The organism is Lysinibacillus sp. NPDC093688 (genome assembly GCF_050280145.1).
GTDB lineage: Bacteria > Bacillota > Bacilli > Bacillales_A > Planococcaceae > Lysinibacillus > Lysinibacillus xylanilyticus_B.
Genome location: NZ_JBNNUX010000008.1, coordinates 1 through 21,534, shown reverse-complemented (window position 1 = coordinate 21,534; position 21,534 = coordinate 1). Strand labels below are relative to the sequence as shown.

Genomic DNA, 21,534 nt, shown 5'->3' with positions numbered 1-21,534 from the left:
TTATTGCAATAAGTATGAAACAAATTAGGATATCAATCGTATAACGTTATGAGGAGGCGGAAAGATATGAATGGTAAAAGGTGGGCTGCTTTAATAATTGCAGGTGTGCTATTAGTATTTTCATTAGGAATCAACACTGTTTTTGCAATATTTAAATCAGATTTCTTTAGCAATTTTGATAGCTTAGTGGCTGGAAACGACTTGACGGTAATGGAAGAGGTTAAAGAAGACGGCAATATGGATAAACGTATAGCATACTTAAAGGTTGATGGTACGATTCAAGATGTTGGCTCAAGTTCATTATGGCAACCAGTTTCTTATGATCACCAATTTTTCTTACATCAATTAGATAGTATTTTATATGATGAGACTGTGGAAGGTATCGTCTTAAGTGTTAATACACCAGGTGGCGGTGTCAAGGAATCAGCAGAAATATATAAAAAACTGTTGAAAATTAAAGAAGAGCGACAAATTCCAATCTATGTATCTATGGATTCGATGGCAGCTTCAGGTGGTTATTACATTTCAGCACCTGCAGATAAAATATTTGCGCAACGTGATACAATTACAGGTTCGATTGGTGTCATTATGCAATCAATTAATTATCAGGCATTAGCAGAAAAAGTTGGTGTTAAATATGAAACGTTTAAATCTGGTGAACATAAGGATATGCTTAGTCCAATGCGTGAAGTGACACCAGAAGAGCGTGCTATGATGCAAGACATGATTAATGAAACGTATCAAGAATTCGTTGGTATTGTTGCAAAAGGACGTAATATGTCAGAACCAGATGTGAAAAAAGTGGCTGATGGTCGAATTCTTAGTGGTAAGAAGGCTCTTGAAGCAGGCTTAGTTGATGAGATTGGTGATGAAGAAGCAGCAATTACTGCATTGCGTAAAGACTTTGGTTTAGAGGACGCAGCATTATTTGAGTATTCATATGATGTTGGTGGCTGGCAATCATATGTTGGGATGAAAATTGGATCCGTATTTGGTCCATCAGCAGAGGAAAAAATGCTGATGAAAATTATGGCGGACTATAAAGCACCTAAAATGATGTACTTATATGGCGAATACTAAGGAGGGAGTACAATGACAAACAATGAAATTGTTATGCAAGGGTCATCCTCTATAGAGAATGCTCTCCTAATAGATAGGCCAATTACGAATAAAAATTATGCATTAAAAACGGCAGGCTTTTGGATCCGTTTTTGGGCATTTTTAATAGACGGATTAATTATTACAGCAGTAGGTGGAATTCTCGTTAACCCAATTTTTTATTTAATGGATTGGTCATTATCTGAAACAGTGTGGTATGCACCCATTTCGATTATATCCGCTATTTTCTATTACAGCTATTTCGTGTTAATGACGGGATTTTTTGGGCAAACATTAGGGAAAATGATATTTGGATTACGTGTTATTTCATTAAAGCATGAGAAGCTGACTTGGTCAGATGTGTTATTCCGTGATTGGATCGGGCGTATCATCAATAGCATTTTTGTGCCACTTTATATTCTTGTAGGCATTTTACCGAACAATCAAGGCCTACATGATTTTTTCGCGGATACAACTGTCGTTCATGAAAAAATATATATAGAAAAAAATATTGTGGAACCTTCTTTGCCAATGAAAGAGGAAAAGACTGAACCTGTATCTCTAGAGGAGAAATCAGAACCTGAAAAGCTAGAGGGAAAAAACGAAGAATAATAGCTAGAGCTGTCTCATTACAGAGACGGCTCTTTATTTTTGATTCATGATTTGTTAGTTGAGAAATCGATTATCTCCAAAAGTTGGGATGACATTTACGTAATCCGTGTATAAAGTTGATTGGAGTAAAGGTTGACGCCCACAGGAAAGCACTCAGTCGGAACGAAAATCAACTCTACATTATGGTGATGAACTTGGAAAATGATGCAACTTTAAGTAAACATGGCAGAATAGGTGCGAAAAGATTTTTCAAAACTATTTTTGATAAGCTGTCTCAGTTGCAATTAATTCCCTCCATTTAGTAATATTATGTACATATGAAGATTAGGAGGCGTTTATATGGCACAAGTAACATTTAAAAATGGTCCAGTAACACTTATAGGGAACGAAGTAAAGGTTGGAGATCAAGCACCAGATTTCACTATATTAGCGAATGACCTGTCAGCTGTTACATTAAAAGATTCAGAGGGAAAAATTCGTTTATTTAGCGTTGTACCATCATTGGATACTGGTGTATGCGATGCGCAAACACGTCGTTTTAATGAAGCAGCAGCTGGCTTAGGTGATAATGTAGTGATCTATACAGTATCTGTTGACCTTCCATTTGCTCAAAAACGTTGGTGTGGAGCAGCGGGTATTGATGCTGTTCAAACAGTTTCAGATCACCGTGACCTGTCATTTGGTGAAGCATATGGTGTCTATATTCAAGAGCTACGTCTTCTAACACGTGCAGTATTTGTTGTGGATGCAAATGACAAAGTGACATATGTGGAATATGTTCCTGAAGCAACAGACCATCCAAACTATGAAGCGGCAATTGCAGCTGTCAAAGCACTAGCATAATTTATTGATTTTAGGCTAAGATATTACTAGACAAAGGGGCTGTGACAAGTTTTTGTCACGGCTCTTTTCTGTGTGAAAGGAAGTTATGTATGGAAAATATCGAGAAGTTGTTTGGTATGCTAAATGAACATGCTGAAAAGATAGAAAAAGAACATAATGTTACATTGCTAGAGGGTATTCTAGATGGCTTAGAAGCATGGCTAGATGGGGAAGTTGATTTTTCACAAGACGGTGCTACTAAGGAAGATGTGCGCAAAGCGATTCAAATTGCTGTTTTAAAGGGGATGCGAAAAGGTTCTCAGCCGAATCACCAAATGACACCGGATACTCTTGGATTATTAGTTGGTTATTTTGTAGAGCAACTATATGCAGATCGTCTAAAAACCGAAAAAATTTCGATTTTAGATCCTGCAGTAGGTACAGGGAATTTACTCCTAACAGTTATGAATTTATTAGACGAGAAAATAGAGGCAACAGGTGTAGAGGTTGATGAACTACTTATTCGTATAGCTGCTGCTACAGCTGATTTGACAGAGCAGCCTGTTTCTTTATACCGTCAAGATGCGTTACAAGATTTATTAGTAAGTCCTGCAGATGCTATTGTTTGTGATTTACCAGTCGGATATTATCCAAATGAAGATATCGCATTAGATTATGAACTATGTCCTTCAGAAGGATTGAGTTATGCACATCACTTATTTATTGAGCAGTCCATTAACTACACAAAGGATGGAGGCTATTTATTTTTCTTAGCTCCAACTCATCTTTTCGAATCTGAGCAGTCGAAACAACTGCATAAATACATTCAAAAGCATGCTTGGATTCAAGCAATTATTCAATTGCCAGATACAATGTTCGCCAATAAAGCACTTGAAAAGAGCATTGTCATTTTACAAAAGCAAGGTAACGATTTCAAAGCTCCAAAAGAGGTGCTATTAGCAAAAGTACCAAATATGCAAAATAAACAAGCTCTAGCTATGTTCTTTGAAAAAGTGAAGATGTGGCAAGAAGGGAAATAAGTAAAGAAGGTATCCAATATTGGATACCTTTTAGTTTGTCGATAAGAAAATAAATATAAAATAATGAGTATCAATGTAAACGTTGGTTTCACTTCGAGTCGCCGCAAAAACGAGAGGGTTGATTTCCGTTCCGACTGGGCGCTTTCCTGGGGGCGTCCGATGAGCCGTTTGGGCCAACACGATGTTGGTCACGAAGGCGTTATCACAGGACGTGATGCTTTTAGCCTTCGTTCCCCTATCGCTGATCCCCAAGGAGTCGCCCAGTCTCCACTCCAATCAACCAATTCACTTAGCGTGTACAAAAGCGAAGTGTTGAAAACCTAAATGAGTGTTGAATAGCTTTTAGTACTTTTTTGGCTTCAGATTGTCAGCTCACTCCGTGGTGCGGAACCATCAATTTTAGCCTTACGACTCTTTAATCCCATTGACATAATAGTTTTAACAATAAGAAAAAGGTATCCAAAATTGGATACCTTTTATGTAATACAAAATTAATTTTCAGGTGTACGGATAACAAGTACGTCACATTTAGCTGAGCGTACAATAGCTTCAGAAACTGACCCGATTAGGAAGCGTTCTACTGCATTTAAACCAGTTGCACCACAGATGATTAAGTCTGCGTCTACAATTTTAGAAAGCTCTTTTGTAATGATATTTTTTGGTGAGCCATATTCAATTACAAGGTTAACATTTGTTAAGCCTTCTTCTTCAGCTTGCTTTTTGTAACCATTTAATAGCTCTTCAGAGAATGCTTGAGCACGCTCTGCAATCGAACGGTCATATGCTTCAATAGCAGCGAAAGAACGTGTGTCGATAACATTTACTAAATTTAATACAGCACCATCGTTACGTTTTGCTACGTCAATCGATTTACGGAAAGCGTATTCAGCTTCCTTTGAACCGTCTACTGCAACTACAATGCTTTTATATTTATTAGCCATTTGAATTACCTCCCTGATTTGTATATGTTGATTATACCAAATGATTTTCTAAAGGAAATACTTTCCTGAAGAAAAATGTGAAAAAATGAAGGCGTTTACAGTGGTTTTGTTTTTCATCAGAACATGGGGTGATTCACATTCCTTTAAGTTCTCGTCTAGAATACTGTTCAGCCTTTTATTTTCGAAGAAACATAAATGTTGGAAAATTGCCACCTAACTAATTAGCATATTTAGCATTATAAGAATATTGTTAATTTTATCTATTATTATTTTAATTAAAGCATTTTTTGTTTATGTTTGGTAATATGGAAATGCAAGGGGTGCATCAATACATCAAAGTGTATGGAACAAAATGTGCTTATTTTTTAGGTAATGGAAGGGGATAGGGAAGATGAAGATTGGTATTCCAAAAGAGATTAAAAACAATGAAAATCGTGTAGCCATGACACCAGCAGGGGTTGTTACATTAACAAATTCAGGTCATGAAGTGTACATTGAAACTAGAGCAGGTTTAGGCTCAAGTTTTACAGATGCAGACTACCTTGCTGCAGGCGCTCATATTGTGGATACAGCAAAAGAAGCATGGGCGCAAGAAATGATCATGAAAGTAAAGGAACCTGTAGCTTCAGAATACGATTATTTCTATGAAGGTCAAATCTTATTTACTTATTTACATTTAGCGCCAGAGCTTGAATTAACGCAGGCACTTTTAAATAAAAAAGTTGTAGGCATTGCATATGAAACAGTGCAATTAACAAATGGTTCTTTACCGCTTTTAACACCAATGAGTGAAGTTGCTGGTAAAATGGCAACGCAAATTGGTGCACAATTCTTAGAGAAAAATCATGAAGGTAAAGGTATTTTACTAGGTGGCGTATCAGGTGTGCCACGTGGTAAAGTTACAGTGATCGGTGGCGGTATAGCTGGAACAAATGCGGCGAAAATAGCTGTCGGAATGGGTGCTGATGTAACGGTTATTGATTTAAGCCCAGAGCGTTTACGTCAATTAGAAGATTTATTTGGCCGTGATGTTCAAACATTAATGTCCAATCCTTATAATATTGCAGAATCAGTGAAAAACTCAGATTTAGTAGTGGGAGCTGTTTTAATTCCTGGAGCTAAAGCACCAAAGCTTGTTTCTGAGGAAATGATTCAGTCAATGCAACCAGGCTCAGTAGTAGTCGATATTGCTATTGACCAAGGCGGTATTTTTGAGTCATCTGATCGAGTGACGACACATGATGATCCAACTTATGTAAAGCATGGAGTTGTGCATTATGCAGTAGCAAATATGCCAGGGGCTGTACCACGTACATCAACTATTGCTTTAACAAATAATACAATTCCTTATGCACTTCAAATTGCTAATAAGGGTTACAGACAAGCATGTGTTGAAAACGCTGCATTGAAACTAGGTGTTAATACTATAGATGGACATCTTGTTTACAAGGCTGTTGCAGATTCGCAAGGTTTGCCATATGTAAATGTTGATGAATTAATTCAATAAGTAAAATAACAAAAGGAAGCACCATGTTTATGGTTGCTTCCTTTTATGTTGTTGAATAACTATTGTGGCAATGAAATTAGGGTGTCCTATTAAATAAGGTAAGGCTCATACAAAATGAGGGTTGATTTCCGTTCCAGGCTACTCGCTTTGTTGCTGACGCTTCGCTTTCGCACAGATAAAACATTTGCCGCTGACGCTTCGCTTTCGCGCAGATAAAACATTTGCCGCTGACGCTTCGCTTTCGCGCAGAGCAGAGCTTCCTGTGGGCGAGCGTCGAGCCGCTTCCTCCGCTAAAGGAACGAAGGCTAAATGCGTCACGTCCTGTGACAATGCCTTCGTGACCAACATCATGTTGGCCTCAGGGTCTCGTCTGTCTCGCTTTCCCACGGGAGTCGAGTAGCCTTCCACTCCAATCAGCGATAGTGTAGAACTTTTATAAATTTTATTCATTTTAAAAGTAAACACTATGCGACTTATAACAGGGACGTAATTGTACAACTGTTAGTGCTGCCGCAACGTTAGCACTATGTTTTCGCACAAATAACATTTGCTGTATTTTTTTATAACTATAAATTAAAATGCCATGCCAGAAGATGCATGCTATGTGAAGTAGTTGATTGGAGTGGAGGCTGGGCGACATAATAAAGTAAAAGGATTCACACACAGTTTCGTGTATGAATCCTTTTTTGCTCTTTGGCAGGTGGATGTCGATAAAATTCAAAAGTTGGGTAATAAAACGTGAAAGTTAATCGATAAAATTCAAAAGTTGGGCGATAAAACGTAAAAGTGTTCCGATAAAACTCAAAAGTTGATACTAAAAAAGGAAGCACCATGTTGGTTGCTTCCTTTTCCTTAAATAAACTTACAGCACAATCAAATCTTTTGGGAATTTTGTTAGTATTTCTACCCCGTCTTTTGTTACTACTACATCATCTTCAATACGGACACCTGTCACATCGGATTTATAGATGCCTGGCTCAATTGTGAAGACCATGCCTTCTTCCATAGTCATTTCATTTGCGCCTGTAACAGATGGGAATTCATGTACAGAAATGCCGAGTCCATGACCAAGTCGGTGTGTGAAATATTCGCCATAGCCTGCTTCAGTAATAGTATCACGAGCGATTTTATCTAAATCCATTGCACGAACACCTGGTTTCACTGCTGCAATAGCATTTGTGTTAGCAGATAGTACTGTGTTGTAAATTTCCTTTTGTGCCTCACTCGGTTCACCAAAGGCAACTGTACGTGTAATGTCAGAACAATAACCATCGTAAATTACGCCAAGGTCGAATAAGATCATATCGCCTTTTTCTATTTTTCGAGCACCTGGTTTACCATGTGGAGAGGCTGTTTTTGGACCGCTCAATACCATTGTCTCAAAGGACATCTTGCAGCCTTTATCCTGAATAGCACTTTCTATCGCTGTTAAGATTTCCATTTCTGTTTTGCCTTCAGCGATTTCTTTACAGCCGATTTCAATAGCATAGTCAGCTAGTGCTGCAGCTTTACGTAATTTTTCTAATTCAATTTCCTCTTTAATTACGCGCATAGCATTGATTTTTTCATCGAGACGGACAAAACTTGCCTGCGGAAATGATTGTTGTAGGGCTTCTAAACGCTCTACAATAAGTTGACCTTTTTCAATAGCAAACGTTTGTGGGTTAACATTACGAGCTTTTATCGCTTGTGCAAGAACTTCCATGGAGTTTTCAGTATCTTGGTGACCGATGACTTCATAAGACCAACCTGCAGCCTTCGCATCTGGGATCTCCATTTTTGGACAAATTAAAAAAGGTTCTGCCTCTTTAAAAATCATCACGCCTAGTAATCTCTCATGTGGATCACTTTTAAAGCCTGAAACGTAAAAAACATTGTCTGGTGTCGTTACGAAAGCGGCATCAATTTGGTTTTGTTGTAAATAGCTTTGAATTTCTTTAACCTTTGACATAAACAGTTCCTCCTCTTATTGCACTGAAAAATTTCCATGTGCTTGGCTAAACTAATAGCATAACCGGGATGAGGCTTCGACTTTTGAGCGATCTATAAACTCTAATTCGATGCTTCAATTTTGTACGAATGAATAATTGTCCCCCCACAAGGTATAGATTTGTTCGGGAAGAATCTATTATTCTCTGTACAAGCATATCAAAAAAAGGGAAAAAACGCATGGATAGCGAATAAAAATGATGTAGAACAATATGTACCGCAGGGAGGAAACTTAGATGGAAATTAGTTATCATGGACATTCTGTTGTCAAAATTCAATCAAATGGGAAAACAATCTTGATAGATCCATTCATTAATGGGAATGGGCAAACAGATTTAAAGGTTGCTGAGGAAGCACCGGATATAATCTTACTTACACATGGCCATAATGATCATGTCGGTGATACAGTGGAGCTTGCAAAGAAAAAAGATGCACTTGTCATTGCGCCAAATGAGCTAGCCAATTGGGTTTCTTGGCAAGGAGTGAAAACTCACCCAATGCATATCGGGGGAGCCAAGGAATTTGATTTTGGTAAAGTGAAATTTACGCAAGCTTTCCACGGTTCGTCGTATGTAACTGAAAATAACGAAATTATTTATATGGGAATGCCTGCTGGAATTTTATTATTTATCGAAGGATTAACAATTTATCATGCAGGGGATACAGCTTTGTTTAGTGATATGAAATTAATCGGAGAACGCCATCCTATCGACATTGCATTTTTACCAATTGGTGATAATTTTACGATGGGTCCAGAAGATGCGGCTTGTGCAGTGTCATTTTTGAAGCCGAAAATTGTCGTTCCAGTTCATTACAATACATTCCCTCCAATCGAGCAGGATCCACAAATTTTTGCAGATTTAGTGCAAAATGCAGAGGTTCAAATTTTAAAAGCAGGTGAAAAAGTAAACTGTTCCTAATCAGCGACACTGCTGTACTATATGAGTTGGCACCACGTGCGTAGTTGAAACGATGGGGAAAGTAAAACAAATTCATCACTTTATATTAAATATTATCATAAAAAATATGGTACACTAAGAGCAGAATTGATGATTGAGAAATAGGTGATATTTTGTCTACAAAACATGAAAGAATTTTACAATACATCGAATCATTACCCGTAGGTGATAAAATTTCAGTACGTCAAATTGCAAAGGAAATGCAGGTGAGTGAAGGAACGGCATACCGTGCTATTAAAGAAGCGGAAAATCGCCGTTTAGTAAGCTCTATTGAACGTGTTGGAACAATTCGTATTGAGAAGAAAAAGAAAGAAAATATTGAGCGATTAACTTTCGCTGAAATCGTTAATATTGTAGACGGCCAAGTTTTAGGTGGGAAAACAGGTCTACATAAAACATTAACGAAGTTTGTTATTGGCGCCATGCAATTAGAAGATATGATGCGTTATACAGATGCAGGAAGCTTGCTCATCGTTGGTAACCGTATTAAAGCACATGAAAATGCACTTCGAGAGGGTGCAGCTGTTTTAATTACAGGGGGCTTTGATACAACTGAGGAAAACAAGTTACTTGCAGATTCCCTGGACTTACCGATCATTTCAACAAGCTATGATACCTTTACTGTGGCAACAATGATTAACCGCGCAATTTATGACCAATTAATCAAAAAAGATATTTTATTTATTGAAGATATTTTTGTGCCGATGACTGATACTTCTGTTCTTCGAAATGATGAAACAATTCAACATTTCCACAAGCTAAATGAACGAACAACTCATGGTGCATTTCCTGTTGTGACAGCAAACAATAAGCTTGTTGGGATGATTACAGTAAAAGACGTTATTGGTCGCGAAGAAAACGAGCTTATTGAAAAGGTTATGACGAAAAATCCGATTGCTGGATCGATGAAAATGAGTGTTGCTTCTGCAGGACATCGTATGATTTGGGAAGGGATTGACCTGTTACCAATTGTCGATGATGATAATATTTTGCAAGGTGTAATTAGTCGACAAGATGTACTAAAGGCGCTTCAGCTTGCTCAAAGACAACCACAGCATGGTGAAACGATTGATGATTTAGTGAAAAATGAGATGAAGGTGCTTGGCGATGAAGAATTAATCGTAGAATTCAAAGTAACCCCTCAAATGACAAACCAATATGGGGCAATTTCTTATGGAGCATTTACAACTTTGTTAGCGGAAGTTGGTTCATTCTCTTTAAAGCGTCGTAAACGTGGGGATGCAGTTGCCGAAAACATGACGATTTATTTCATCAAGCCTGTGCAAATGGAAAGCACACTTACTGTAAAGCCACGAATATTAGACATGAGTCGTAAGTTTGTGAAAATGGACTTCGAAGTGTTTAATCAACAAATGCTTGTTGGGAAGGCAATGATGATGTTCCAACTACTGGAACGTTAAAAAACAGAAAAAGGGATGGTCTAGGGCAAATGCTAGACCATCCCTTTCATTTTTATTGGTTAATACGGTACTCTTCTTCAACAAATTGACCGTAGTGACGAACCTTCTTAGTATTTTCGATAATAACAAAGATGCCTAAAACGACAAGAATTGCTACAATAATAAATGTATATAACCCAGGGAATAAATATGCCTGGTTTAAACCAAATAAAAGAATAAATACACCAAGACTTACATTAGCCTTGCTTTTGTACCAATTTTTAGCAATTGGTAATGGGGAACGGAACTGTTTTGTTTTAAAATAAAAATAAAAAACAAATGATATGATTATTGCAAACACAAATATTAAATTGATCATAGTAAACCTCCTAGCATAACTAGTCATTATTGTAACGATTATTGAAGAAAAATGCTAACGGTTATTACTATCAAGTTGGGGGAAATTAATTTGAAAAGACAAATCATCGACACAATTGCTTCATATGAAACAATCATTATTCATCGCCATGTGCGCCCAGATCCAGACGCTTATGGATCTCAGCAAGGCTTAAAAGAGCTTATTTTAGCAAATTATCCGGAAAAGAAGGTTTTTGCTGTAGGTGAGCATGATGAATCATTATCATTTTTAGCAAATCCAGATGATGTTACAGATGCAATTTACGATAATGCTTTAGTTATTGTGACAGATACGGCAAATACAGAACGTGTGGACGATCAACGCTATATAAAAGGTAAAATGATCATTAAAATAGATCATCATCCAAATGATGATGCGTATGGTGATTTACTATGGGTAGATACGAATGCGAGCTCTTGTAGTGAAATGATTTATGAGCTTTTTGAGGAAGGGAAACAAGTAGCAAACTGGATGCTACCTGATGCCTCAGCAAGATTATTATTTGCTGGTATTGTAGGGGATACAGGACGTTTCCAATTCCCTAGCACGACCGTAAAAACGTTTAAAATTGCAGGGGAGCTTATTGCATATAATTTTGATCGAAATCAAATTTTTGATGGAATGTATGAAATGGAACAAAAGCTGTTAAATTTACAGGGCTATATATATCAAAATTTCAAAATGGATGAGTACGGAGCAGCACATATCAAGCTGACAAAGGAATTGCTGGCAGAATTCAATGTTGTACCGTCAGAGGCTTCCTTGTTAGTTGGCTGTCTTGGAAGTGTGAAAGGTATTTGTGCATGGGTGGTCTTCATTGAAGAGGTCGATCAGATTCGTGTACGTTTACGCTCAAAAGGCCCTATTATTAACACTTTGGCGAAGGAATTTAATGGTGGTGGACATCCGCTCGCTTCAGGGGCTACAGCTTACTCATGGGAAGAAGCAAACCATGTTAAAACGAGATTACAGGAAATTTGTAAATCATATCAATAAACATGAATATTGGGCTCTTCGCTAAAATTTGTGGATGACATTTGTTAAGCGTATGCCATATATAAGTTGATCTTCGTTACGGCTGGGCGACTCCTTGGGGATCAGCAATTGAGGAACGAAGGCTAAAAGCATCACATCCTGTGATAACGCCTTCGTGACCAACATCCTGTTGCTGCCGCTACGTTGCACTGCGCTTTCGCACAGAAAACATTTGTTGCCCCGACGCCCCCAGGAAGCTCTGCGCGAAAGCGAAGCGTCAGCGGCAAATGTTTTATCTGTGCGAAAGCGAAGCGTCAGCAACAAAGCGCCTAGCCGGAACGGAAATCAACGACTCATCATGGTAATCATCCGATATTTGGTTATTATTTGCAAACTCAATAGAATAAGAATGTTCTTCTGTAATAATCATAAAGCTTTGAAATTAACATTTTTCAATACCTAGAAAGGGAGGGATTCACTTGACACATGTATACACGAAAATGCATACGAGTGCGGATATATTGCAAAGTACGATTCGGCTTGAACAATTGATCCCTTTTTTACAAGAGCAAAATACTCAGGCCTGTGCAATCGTCAATTCAAAATTGTACGGGCTTTTGCCTTTTTGTAAAGCATTGCAGCAAGCGAATATTCATGCTGTATTAGGGCTCTCGATAAACGTACAGTGGCAAGATAGAAAGGTTCCACTTGTGCTATATGCTCAGACGCAAGAAGGTTACCAGCATCTTTTAAAGATTAGTAGTGCAGTTTCGATTAGAGAGGATGATGCGCTTCCGTGGAAATGGCTAGAAGGATATGCGGCGGGTTGTGTGGCATTACTTTCTTCGGATGATTTAGTAGAAATTGAGGATTGGACAGAAGTAGCAAGTGCTTTAAACAGGGTATTTGGTAAGTATTTATTTATGGGTATAGCAAGACCAGCTGGAATGATAGCTGAAAAAGAAGAAACATTTGTAGCATGGTGTGAAACTATGAATATCACGCTGGTTGCCTCCCAAAGCTGTTATTTTTTACGCCCAGAAGATCATTTTGCCTTTGAGGTTGCAAGAGCAATAGATTCAGGAGAAAAGCTTACCGATACAATGCTATCAGCTCATTTACAAGGTTATTTCGCCCCAACAGAAGAGGAATGGCGAAATTGGTTTACGGATCATCCAGAATGGCTTGAGTCTAGTGCAATGATGTTAGCTAGTTGTACGGCGGAAATTCCTGAAATGCACGTACAAATGCCTAAATTTCCTGTGCCTACAGGTGAAACAGCTGAAAGTTTGCTTGTCAAAGAGACTTTTGCAGGATTGGCAGAACGATTAAAGCAAGCAGAGATTCCTCAAGTTTATAAGGAGCGACTTCAATACGAGCTTGAGATTATTTGTTCAATGGGCTTTGCGGATTATTTTTTAATTGTTGCAGACTTTATGCACTTTGCTAAAGAAAATCGTATTTTAACAGGTCCTGGTCGTGGATCATCAGCAAGTTCTCTTGTAGCTTATAGCTTATCTATTACGCAAGTAGATCCATTAGTTTACGGCTTATTATTTGAACGATTTTTAAACCCGGAACGTGTTACACTGCCAGATATCGATATCGACTTTGTCGACAGTAAAAGACAAAAAGTCATCCACTACGTCGCCCAGAAATATGGAAAGGCAAATGTGGCGCAAATTATTACGTTTGGCACTTTATCTGCAAAGGCAGTTGCTAGAGATGTTGCGCGTGTTTTTGGTTTTGACGCTGAAACGTTGGAGAAAATCTCAAAAATGATTCCAAATAAACCTGGAATAACATTGCAAAAAGCAGTTGCCGAATCGCAAGGCTTACAAGGCTGGTTAGCTGAGGATGAAAAACATCGTCGTTGGTTTGAGGTGGCGTTAAAACTTGAAGGAGTGCCAAGAAATTCTTCCACTCATGCCGCAGGAATTGTGCTGTCACCTTCACCATTAGTTAATACGATACCGATTGAAGAAGGGCATGATGGAATATATTGTACGCAATGGCCGATGGGAGATGTAGAAGCCTGTGGACTTGTCAAAATGGATTTTTTAGGATTGCGCAACCTGACAATTTTAGAGCAAGTGCGTTGGTCAATTTATAAAGCCGGTGGTCCTTGGATAGAGTTTGAGCTTATACCGATGCAAGATGAAAAAACATTTCAACTTCTTCAAATGGGAGATACATTAGGGATTTTTCAATTAGAATCGGAAGGCATGAAGCAAGCTTTACGTGATATTCAACCAACCCATTTTTTAGATATAGTAGCAGTCAATGCGTTGTATCGACCTGGTCCGATGGATTTTATTCCGATGTATGCTAGACGGAAAGCAGGAAGGGAATCGGTTACTATGCCTCATCCAGCATTAGAGCCCATTTTACGAGAGACATTTGGTGTCATAGTTTATCAAGAACAGATCATGCAAATTGCCTCGGTGATGGCTGGATTTACGATGGGACAAGCGGATTTATTGCGTCGAGCGGTAAGTAAGAAAAATCGTCAAGTATTAGAGGAGCAACGTACTGCATTTGTAGATGGAGCAATGAAGCAAGGCTTTGACGTCCATGTGGCGGAAGAATTGTATGCATTAATTGTACGCTTTGCAGACTATGGTTTCCCTAAAAGCCATGCTGTCGCATATAGCGTTATTTCCTACCAAATGGCCTATTTAAAGGCACATTTCCCGCAAAGTTTTTATACTGCGTTATTATCAAATGCAACAGGGAATGTGGAAAAAATTCTGCAGCTTGAGAATGAGGCAAAAGAGAAAGGGATTTCATTTTTCCCTCCATCATTAAAACAAAGTACAAAATATTTTACTGTTGAGAAGGATGGAATTCGCTATAGCTTATCCGGAATAAAGGGTGTCCCCTATACATTTATAGAAAAAGTATACGCCTTACGCCAAGCGAAACCAGAAGCATTGGATAATTTATTTGACTTGGCAGTTGCTTTAAGTGCACAGCATTTTAAACCAAAAGTAATGGAGTCTTTAATTTTCGCAGGGGCTCTCGATTATTTAGATAAAGATCGTGCTGTACTGATAGCGACATTGGAGGCAGCTTTGAAGCATGCAGAATTGCTAAGACCGACTGAGGATATTGATATTGAATCGACTACTACCTTTAGCTTTGGTAAGCCAAAGTATATGGAAGTGGAAGCGATGCCACAAAAGGAAAAATTGCTACATGAAAAGGAAAGTCTTGGTTTTTATATATCAGCCCATCCGGTCACAGAGGAAAGAACTTTTTGGAATGAAGTAAATAGTACGTGCCGAGAGTTAAAACAAGCGCGTGACGGAACATATGTAAAAATGATTGGCATGATAGAAGAAGTAAAAAAAATACGCACAAAAAAAGGTGAGCAAATGGCCTTTGTTCAGCTTCAGGATGAGTTTGGGACGGTATCTGTAACTTTATTCCCACAGGTTTTTCATCTTGTTCAAGAGCTGTTACTTGAAGATGAATTGCTTTATATTGAGGGGACACTTGAAAAACGCTTTGGTAGACCTCAAGTGAAAGTAAAACATGCGCAAGCGACGAAAAGAATATGAAATTGAAGAAAATTTTAGAAACTGCATAAATTTTTTATGCAGTTTTTTCTTTACTTTTTAACAGTTATTTTGTAAGCTATAGTCAATGTTTAAAAGTGGCCAGACCACTTTTATCTTCATTCAGTAAAAAACACCATTTCTGCTAGTTTTGTAACGAAAGTGGATATAGTTCCTTTTCCAAACACAACTGAAATAGAAGAACTCAGTCTAAGAACGCCACGTCCTGTGGCATTACCGAAATGACCGATATCGTGTCGGCCCTTGTGCAGGCCCGGGCACAATTCAAAATCCGGACGTAATTACGCCAAGGCGAAATTAATAGTAAGGAGAGTTGATCGTATGGATAAAAAAACGGAGCAAAAGAAAGTGTTTTTAGATATCGTCCAACAATTACGACAACTTATTAAAATGGAAGAAATACAGGCTGGAGAAAAACTACCTTCTGAACGAGTCCTTTCAGAGCGTCTAGGTGTCGGGCGATCCTCCGTGAGAGAGGCATTGCGAAGCTTAGAATTGTTAGGTCTTATTGAAACGAAACATGGGGGAGGTACGTTCCTAGCTTCCACACATAAGCATCAGCTCGTAGAAATACTGTCGATGTTTATATTAGAAGATGAAAAATCAAAAAAGGATGTCGAATTAACGCGACAAATTCATGAAAAGGAAGCCATTCGCGTAATAAGTTGTACAGAGACTCTGCGAACACTACCTGTGTGGGACAGTTTTTTTGTAAAGCTAGAGATAGAAGGTACGATTAATTGTCGAGATGTATTACGAGAAATAATCATCACGGCGGGAAATCGTCTTTCACTAAAAGTCTGGTTTCAATTAGCAGCTTATGATGGTGACCGTTTAAATCGAAACTCAACAGAAGAAGAAAAAATAATCATTCAAACCATGTTGAAATCGATGCAGCTTGGCTATGAAAAAGAAGCATTACAAGCTTACGAGCAGTGGATGAAGACTGTACAAAGCATGTAGACAACAAAGGGGGAGACGAACATGGCAATACGCAGCATATTTAGCAAAAAGAAAGAGGATGGACAAGAAAAGGGATTTCCAGAAGGACTTATGACAAAATGTCCAGAATGCCGTCATATACAATTAACGAAGGAATTAGAAAAAAATCATAAAGTCTGTACAAAATGTGACCATCATTTCAAAATGACTGCACAGGAGCGTGTAGCATGTTTTTTAGATGAAGGTTCTTTTGTTTCAATGGACGATCATTTACAAACAAGTAATCCACTTAATTTCCCTGCTTATGTTGAAAAAATTTCAGCGGACCAACAAAAAACGGGATTAAACGAAGCTGTACTGACAGGATTGGGAACCCTTGATGGAGTAGAAATTGTTGTAGCAATTATGGATTCTCATTTCCGTATGGGTTCAATGGGCTCCGTTGTCGGAGAAAAAATCACAAGCGCCGTAGAAAAAGCTACGGAATTAGGAGTACCGTTTATTATCTTTACTGCAAGTGGTGGGGCGCGCATGCAAGAAGGCGTACTATCATTAATGCAAATGGCGAAAACGAGTGTGGCTTTAAAACGTCATAGTGATCACGGGCTATTATTTATTTCAATACTAACGCATCCTACAACAGGTGGTGTTTCTGCAAGCTTTGCCTCTGTTGGAGATATTAATATTGCGGAACCACAAGCATTAATTGGCTTTGCTGGTCGTCGTGTAATCGAAGAAACAGTTAGAGAAAAACTACCAAATGATTTCCAAACAGCAGAATTTTTATTAGCGCATGGTCAGCTTGATGCAATCTTCCATCGAAAAGATTTACGAAACCAAGTAGCAGTGCTTGTAAAAATGCATACAAAAGGAGGCGTGCAACATGTCTAAAAATTTAGCTTTTGAAGAACCAGTAGTACAATTACGTGAAAAAATTGATGAATTAAAAACGATTGCTACCGAGGCAGATGTAGATATGACAGGCGAAATTGAAAAGCTTGAAACACGTCTAACACAGCTAGAACAATCTATATATGCAAATATGAAGCCATGGGATCGTGTACAGGTTGCTAGACACCCAGAACGACCAACAACTTTACAATATATAGAAGCTATATGTGAAAACTTTATTGAGTTACATGGAGATCGTACGTTTGGTGATGATGCGGCTATTCTTGGAGGAATTGCTTTTTTTGAGGGACAGCCGATAACAATTATTGGACATCAACGCGGAAAATCCACAAAGGAAAACATTCGTCGAAATTTTGGTATGCCACACCCTGAAGGATATCGTAAGGCTTTACGCTTAATGAAACAGGCTGAAAAGTTTAAGCGCCCAATTATCTGCTTTATTGATACGAAAGGTGCTTATCCAGGTAAGGCAGCCGAGGAACGCGGTCAAAGTGAAGCGATTGCTAGAAACCTCGTCGAAATGGCAGGCTTAACAGTACCGGTTATATCAATCGTTATTGGGGAAGGTGGAAGTGGCGGTGCACTTGCACTAGGTGTAGCAAATCGTGTCTTTATGTTAGAGAACTCGACGTACTCTGTTATCTCGCCGGAAGGGGCAGCGTCGATTTTATGGCGTGATGGTAGCCTTGCAAAGCAAGCGGCAGAAGCAATGCGTATAACAGCACCTGACTTAAAAGAGCTTGGCGTTATTGATGGAATTATCCCTGAAATAACAGGTGGAGCTCATCGCAATGTAGCGAAACAAGCACTTTATTTAAAAGAGTGTATAAGCGACACACTAAAAGTATTGAATGCTTTAAATGGTGAACAATTAATTGAAGACCGTTATGAGAAATTCAGAAAGATTGGACAATATACAGAAGCTTAAATTCATTTTTAAGTTTTTGGGCATGGAAATTTGCTCGTAAAGAGATAAAAATTGTTTCATCAATAAATAAATAACCTAATGATGGAAGAATAAATAATGCAAAAAATATTACCAAATACTTCGTAAAAATGTTAGATTTAGGATATTTTTAAATAGAAAGAGTGTGTGAAAGCGCATTCTTTTTATTTTTTATGTAAAAGTTATGTTTTTGTAGTACCAGAACCCTTACATAGTTTGTTTTTTCATGTTAATGTGAATAATAATAGTATCTGCAGGAGGTTCGACAATGAAAAAAATTGCCGTATTAACAAGTGGTGGAGATGCGCCAGGTATGAATGCAGCTATTCGTGCAGTCGTTCGAAAGGCAGCATATCATGGAATTGATGTTGTCGGAATTAAGCACGGCTATGATGGCTTAATAAAAGGAAGTATGGAAAATCTTGATTTAGGTTCAGTAGGTGGCATTATTCAACGGGGTGGTACACATTTAAATTCTGCAAGATGTCCTGAATTTAAAGAAAACGCTGTTCAGCAGCGAGGCATTGACAATATGCGTGAAGCTGGCATTGAAGGACTAGTCGTTATCGGCGGAGATGGTTCGTACCGTGGAGCTATGGATTTAGTGAAAAAAGGCTTTCCTGTTGTTGGCGTACCAGGAACCATTGATAATGACGTACCAGGAACCGAGTATACGATAGGATTTGATACTGCGCTAAATACGGTCGTGGAATCCATTGATAAAATCCGCGATACAGCAACTTCCCATGAAAATTCCTTTATCGTTGAGGTAATGGGGCGAGATGCAGGAGACATTGCTTTATGGGCGGGTCTTGCAGCCGGTGCTGAAACAGTTTTAATTCCAGAAGAAGATTATAATTTGGATGATATTGTGGCACGCTTAGATCGTGGTGCAGCGCGTGAAAAAAAACATAGCATTATTATTGTCGCTGAAGGTGTCATGTCTGGTAATGAATTGGCAAAACTATTATATGAAAAAACAGGAAAAGAGACGCGTGTTTCTGTTCTTGGACATATCCAACGCGGTGGTTCACCTACTGCGCGTGATCGTGTTCTAGCAAGTCAATTCGGTGCACATGCAGTTGAATTACTAATGGAAGGAAAGTCTGGCAGGGCGGTAGGTATCCGTAATCATCAAGTGATTGACTATGATATGCCTGAGGCTTTCGAAAAAAATCATGAGGCAGATGTAAGCTTATATACTTTAATGAAAGAACTATCAATATAAATTGGAATAAAAACGGAGTGGGCAGAAAATGAGAAAAACAAAAATCGTATGTACAATTGGTCCAGCAAGTGAGACACCAGAAATTTTAGAAAAACTAATTGAAGCAGGTATGAATGTTGCCCGCTTAAACTTTTCGCATGGTTCCCATGAGGAGCATGAAGTACGTATTAACTTAATTCGCGAAGTAGCACAGAAATTAGGTAAACCAGTTGGGATTTTGCTGGACACAAAAGGTCCTGAAATTCGTACACACAATATGAAAAACGGAGAATTGCATTTAGCAGCAGGGCAAGTCATTGATATTTCAATGACAGAAGTTGAAGGAACAGAAACTAGCTTCTCTGTAACGTATGATCGTTTAATCGAGGATGTTGAGCAAAACTCCATTATTTTATTAGATGATGGACTTATTCAACTACGTGTATTAGCAAAAGATATGGAAAAAGGTCTTATTCATACGATTGTTGAAAATACAGGGGTTTTAAAAAATAAAAAGGGTGTTAACGTGCCGGGCGTTTCTGTACAACTTCCTGGAATTACAGAAAAAGATGCGCAGGATATTTTATTCGGTATTAAGCAAGGTGTTGATTTTATTGCAGCCTCGTTCGTTCGTCGAGCAAAGGATGTACTCGAAATTCGAGAATTACTTGAACAAAATGGTGGTAACCACATTCAAATTATCCCGAAAATCGAGAATCAAGAGGGTGTCGATAATATCGATGAAATCATCTTAGTTTCAGATGGATTAATGGTAGCACGTGGTGACCTTGGTGTAGAAATCCCAGCGGAAGAAGTACCACTTGTACAAAAGAAATTAATTTTAAAATGTAATCAAGTAGGTAAACCGGTTATTACAGCTACACAAATGCTAGATTCGATGCAGCGTAATCCACGTCCGACACGAGCAGAGGCTAGTGACGTAGCAAACGCAATTATCGATGGTACAGATGCAATTATGCTTTCTGGTGAAACTGCAGCAGGGCTTTATCCAGTAGAGTCCGTACAAACAATGAATAAAATCGCACAGCGTACAGAAAATTCATTAGACTATAAGGCCATCGTCTCTACACGTAGTCGTGAAAAAGAGGCAAATATGACGGAGGCGATTTCTCAGGCAGTAGCATACACTTCGATTAACTTAGGTGTAAAGGCAGTACTTGCGCCAACAGAAAGTGGTAATACAGCTAGAATGATTGCGAAATATCGCCCTGGTGTACAAATTGTCGCTGTAACGGGTTCGGCCAATACAGCTCACGCATTAACACTAGTTTGGGGTGTATTCCCAGTTGTTTGTCAACGTGTTACGACAACAGATGAAATTTTAGAGCTAGCTGTTGATGAAAGCTTGAAACATGGCTTTGTAACGCATGGTGATGCAGTTGTCATTACAGCAGGTGTACCAGTAGGAGAAGCGGGTACTACTAACTTAATGAAGGTACACATCATCGGAGATTTATTAGCTCGTGGTCAAGGTATCGGTAAAGCTTCGGTAGTAGGTAAAACAGTTGTTGCTAAAAATGCAGCAGAGGCACTGGCTTATGATACAGAAGGATGTATTATAGTAACGGTTGGTTCAGATCGTGATATGATGCCAGCACTTGAAAATTGTATTGGTCTTATTACAGAAGAGGGCGGGCTTACAAGTCATGCAGCAGTTGTAGGACTAAGCCTTGGTATCCCTGTTATCGTCGGAGTAAAAGAAGCCACTACTTTGATTCGCCACGATCAAGAAATTACAATGGATGCTGAAACGGGAGTTATTTACAAAGGGCATGCAAGTGTTCTTTAATTTCTTTAGTAAATGTTTTTATCTATAACAAAAAGCTCTAGTGCAAATAATTGTACTAGAGCTTTTCTTATAAAGATGAAGTAAATTGCATTTTGTGGCTTATCACCGAAATCTGAGGTGACATTTTGCTAAAACATATGTCATGTGTATAAGTTGATCTTCGTTTCGGCTGGGTGACTCCTTGGGGATCAGCGATAGAGGAACGAAGGCTAAAACCATCACATCCTGTGATAAAGCCTTCGTGACCAACATCGTGTTGGCCCGAGACCCTGGAGCGAGCCAACGCGAGTGAAGCGGGAGGGGAACGAAGGCTAAAAGCATCACGTCCTGTGATAACGCCTTCGTGACCAACATCCTGTTGCCCCGACGCCCCCA

Annotated in this window: 18 protein-coding genes; 14 read left to right on the top strand and 4 right to left on the bottom strand. The window is 38.7% G+C overall.

All coding sequences use genetic code 11. The features are described from left to right. Positions 1-66 precede the first annotated feature (66 nt). From sppA to ACQKN2_RS08785, 4 genes are all read left to right on the top strand, one after another. A complete protein-coding gene (gene sppA / locus ACQKN2_RS08800) occupies positions 67-1,080 on the top strand; it encodes a signal peptide peptidase SppA (RefSeq protein ID WP_427414639.1) in 1,014 nt (337 codons plus the stop codon). 12 nt (positions 1,081-1,092) lie between these two features. Further along, positions 1,093-1,710, top strand: a complete 618-nt coding sequence (locus ACQKN2_RS08795; protein ID WP_427414638.1) for an RDD family protein — start codon at positions 1,093-1,095, stop codon at positions 1,708-1,710. A 339-nt stretch (positions 1,711-2,049) separates the two neighbouring features. Further along, on the top strand, positions 2,050-2,553 hold the full coding sequence (tpx, locus tag ACQKN2_RS08790; RefSeq protein ID WP_427414637.1) for a thiol peroxidase: 504 nt from the start codon (positions 2,050-2,052) through the stop codon (positions 2,551-2,553). Positions 2,554-2,642: 89 nt separating this feature from the next. Continuing rightward, entirely contained in the window at positions 2,643-3,572 is a 930-nt protein-coding gene (locus ACQKN2_RS08785; RefSeq protein ID WP_427414636.1) for a class I SAM-dependent methyltransferase, read from the top strand. Between the two features lie 491 nt (positions 3,573-4,063). Here the strand turns inward: ACQKN2_RS08785 and ACQKN2_RS08780 are convergent, their stop codons facing one another. Then, complete coding sequence (locus ACQKN2_RS08780) at positions 4,064-4,513, bottom strand: universal stress protein (protein WP_323649118.1); 450 nt, start codon at positions 4,511-4,513, stop codon at positions 4,064-4,066. A gap of 391 nt (positions 4,514-4,904) precedes the next feature. Between ACQKN2_RS08780 and ald the strand changes: the two genes are divergently transcribed. Continuing rightward, positions 4,905-6,020 carry an alanine dehydrogenase gene (gene ald / locus ACQKN2_RS08775; RefSeq protein ID WP_427414635.1) on the top strand — a complete coding sequence of 372 codons (1,116 nt, stop codon included), beginning with the start codon at positions 4,905-4,907 and terminating at the stop codon, positions 6,018-6,020. 862 nt (positions 6,021-6,882) lie between these two features. Here ald and ACQKN2_RS08770 read toward each other — a convergent pair. Next, a complete protein-coding gene (locus ACQKN2_RS08770) occupies positions 6,883-7,971 on the bottom strand; it encodes a M24 family metallopeptidase (RefSeq protein ID WP_427414634.1) in 1,089 nt (362 codons plus the stop codon). A gap of 274 nt (positions 7,972-8,245) precedes the next feature. Here ACQKN2_RS08770 and ACQKN2_RS08765 point away from each other — a divergent pair, with 274 nt between their 5' ends. Together ACQKN2_RS08765 and ACQKN2_RS08760 are read left to right on the top strand one after the other, a co-directional pair. After that, on the top strand, positions 8,246-8,929 hold the full coding sequence (locus tag ACQKN2_RS08765) for a metal-dependent hydrolase (RefSeq protein ID WP_427414633.1): 684 nt from the start codon (positions 8,246-8,248) through the stop codon (positions 8,927-8,929). 152 nt (positions 8,930-9,081) lie between these two features. Beyond that, positions 9,082-10,389, top strand: a complete 1,308-nt coding sequence (locus ACQKN2_RS08760) for a DRTGG domain-containing protein (RefSeq protein WP_427414632.1) — start codon at positions 9,082-9,084, stop codon at positions 10,387-10,389. A gap of 52 nt (positions 10,390-10,441) precedes the next feature. Here the strand turns inward: ACQKN2_RS08760 and ACQKN2_RS08755 are convergent, their stop codons facing one another. After that, entirely contained in the window at positions 10,442-10,747 is a 306-nt protein-coding gene (locus tag ACQKN2_RS08755; protein WP_323649109.1) for a YtpI family protein, read from the bottom strand. Positions 10,748-10,837: 90 nt separating this feature from the next. On the opposite strand from ACQKN2_RS08755, the gene ACQKN2_RS08750 reads away from it, so the two are divergent. From ACQKN2_RS08750 to pyk, 7 genes are all read left to right on the top strand, one after another. Further along, positions 10,838-11,782: a DHH family phosphoesterase gene (locus ACQKN2_RS08750; RefSeq protein WP_427414631.1), complete on the top strand. Its 945-nt coding sequence runs from the start codon at positions 10,838-10,840 to the stop codon at positions 11,780-11,782. 458 nt (positions 11,783-12,240) lie between these two features. Then, complete coding sequence (gene dnaE / locus ACQKN2_RS08745) at positions 12,241-15,324, top strand: DNA polymerase III subunit alpha (RefSeq protein ID WP_427414630.1); 3,084 nt, start codon at positions 12,241-12,243, stop codon at positions 15,322-15,324. A 339-nt stretch (positions 15,325-15,663) separates the two neighbouring features. Further along, positions 15,664-16,305: a FadR/GntR family transcriptional regulator gene (locus tag ACQKN2_RS08740; RefSeq protein ID WP_427414629.1), complete on the top strand. Its 642-nt coding sequence runs from the start codon at positions 15,664-15,666 to the stop codon at positions 16,303-16,305. Positions 16,306-16,326: 21 nt separating this feature from the next. Next, entirely contained in the window at positions 16,327-17,175 is an 849-nt protein-coding gene (gene accD / locus ACQKN2_RS08735) for an acetyl-CoA carboxylase, carboxyltransferase subunit beta (RefSeq protein ID WP_427414628.1), read from the top strand. Further along, complete coding sequence (locus tag ACQKN2_RS08730) at positions 17,168-18,124, top strand: acetyl-CoA carboxylase carboxyltransferase subunit alpha (RefSeq protein WP_427414627.1); 957 nt, start codon at positions 17,168-17,170, stop codon at positions 18,122-18,124. The genes accD and ACQKN2_RS08730 overlap by 8 nt, the downstream gene beginning before the upstream one ends. 286 nt (positions 18,125-18,410) lie before the next feature. Further along, a complete protein-coding gene (gene pfkA, locus ACQKN2_RS08725; protein WP_427414626.1) occupies positions 18,411-19,370 on the top strand; it encodes a 6-phosphofructokinase in 960 nt (319 codons plus the stop codon). Positions 19,371-19,398: 28 nt separating this feature from the next. Continuing rightward, positions 19,399-21,159: a pyruvate kinase gene (gene pyk / locus ACQKN2_RS08720; RefSeq protein ID WP_427414625.1), complete on the top strand. Its 1,761-nt coding sequence runs from the start codon at positions 19,399-19,401 to the stop codon at positions 21,157-21,159. A 67-nt stretch (positions 21,160-21,226) separates the two neighbouring features. Here the strand turns inward: pyk and ACQKN2_RS08715 are convergent. Then, positions 21,227-21,534: hypothetical protein (locus ACQKN2_RS08715; protein WP_427414624.1), on the bottom strand; the 308-nt coding region annotated here is incomplete at its 5' end.